We start from the raw sequence: 1,590 nt of genomic DNA on the forward strand, positions 1-1,590 counted from the left end.
TCGAGCCTGCCCTCTGCTTCTTTACGGCAGAGACGAACTATAAGGATTCGCTCTCTCCCTTCGGTATCAAGATGGCAGACCGCCTTTCAGGAAAGCCCGTCCACTTGGATATATCGGATTTGCCGATGAAAAAGGGAGTCATCACCAACCGTAACAAGTTTATCTTGGGACCTTCGGGCAGTGGTAAGTCTTTTTTCACCAACCACATGGTACGCCAGTATTACGAGCAAGGGGCGCACGTCCTCTTGGTCGATACAGGAAACTCGTATCAGGGATTGTGCGAACTCATCCACCGCAAGACCAAAGGCGAAGATGGGGTTTATTTCACCTATACCAATGAAAGCCCGATTTCCTTTAATCCCTTCTACACCGACGACTATTTCTTCGATGTAGAGAAGAGGGAGAGTATATGCACGCTGTTGCTTACGCTCTGGAAAAGTGCCGATGAGCATATCACCAAGACCGAGGCGGGCGAACTTGGCTCTGCCGTGAACTCGTACATCGAGCTGATATGTGCAGACCATAGTGTTACGCCCTGTTTTAATACTTTCTATGAATACCTGCGAGACGTCTATCGCAAGGATATGGAGAAACGGGACATCAAGGTAACACTCTCGGACTTCAATATCAACAATCTCCTGACAACCCTCAAGCAATACTACCGAGGGGGACGTTACGATTTCCTATTGAACTCGGACAAGAACATCGACTTGCTCAGTAAACGCTTCATCGTCTTCGAGATTGATCAAGTGAAGGACAACAAAGACCTCTTCCCCGTGGTGACGATTATCATCATGGAAGCCTTCATCAACAAGATGCGAAGACTCAAAGGTATCAGGAAAATGATACTCATTGAAGAAGCGTGGAAAGCCATTGCTTCGGCTAACATGGCAGACTATATAAAATATTTGTACAAGACGGTGAGAAAGTATTTCGGGGAAGCCATTGTCGTAACGCAGGAAGTGGACGACATCATTCAGTCGCCCATCGTCAAGGAGAGCATCATCAACAACTCTGACTGCAAGATACTGCTCGACCAGCGCAAGTACATGACCAAGTTCGACGGCATACAGGCGATGCTCGGTCTTTCGGAAAAGGAAAAGAGCCAGATTCTCTCCATTAACCAGAACAATGACCCGAACCGACTCTACAAGGAAGTTTGGATAGGTTTGGGCGGTATGCAGAGTGCTGTCTATGCTACGGAAGTGAGCATGGAGGAATACCTCACCTACACCACGGAGGAAACCGAGAAGGTGGAGGTGATGAACAGGGCGGCACAGCTCGGTGGGGACATCGAAACGGCTATCCGTCAGTTTGCCATAGAGAAAAGAGACAATAAAAAGAAATAAGTACAAACCATCAAAACTATAGTAACAATGAAAAAGTACATTTTCATGGCTCTCTTAGGATTGAGCCTTTCTGTTCCCAAAGCCCACGCACAGTGGGTAGTAACCGATCCCGGCAATTTTGCCGGCAACATCGTCAATTCGGTCAAGGAGATAGCAACAGCTTCAAAGACGGTGAAGAACACCTTGGACGGATTCAAGGAGGTGGAGAAACTCTACAACGACACCAAGAAGTATTACGATG

2 protein-coding genes are annotated in these 1,590 nt (G+C 47.4%); both read left to right on the forward strand.

All coding sequences use genetic code 11. The features are described 5' to 3' along the window. On the forward strand, window positions 1-1,349 hold a 1,349-nt coding region (locus HMPREF2983_RS05345; RefSeq protein WP_083316695.1), incomplete at its 5' end, for a TraG family conjugative transposon ATPase. 27 nt (window positions 1,350-1,376) lie between these two features. After that, the coding region (locus tag HMPREF2983_RS05350; RefSeq protein ID WP_141757625.1) for a DUF4141 domain-containing protein at window positions 1,377-1,590 on the forward strand (214 nt) is incomplete at its 3' end.

Source organism: Prevotella sp. HMSC077E09 (assembly GCF_001814685.1).
In the GTDB taxonomy this organism is placed as follows: domain Bacteria; phylum Bacteroidota; class Bacteroidia; order Bacteroidales; family Bacteroidaceae; genus Prevotella; species Prevotella oris.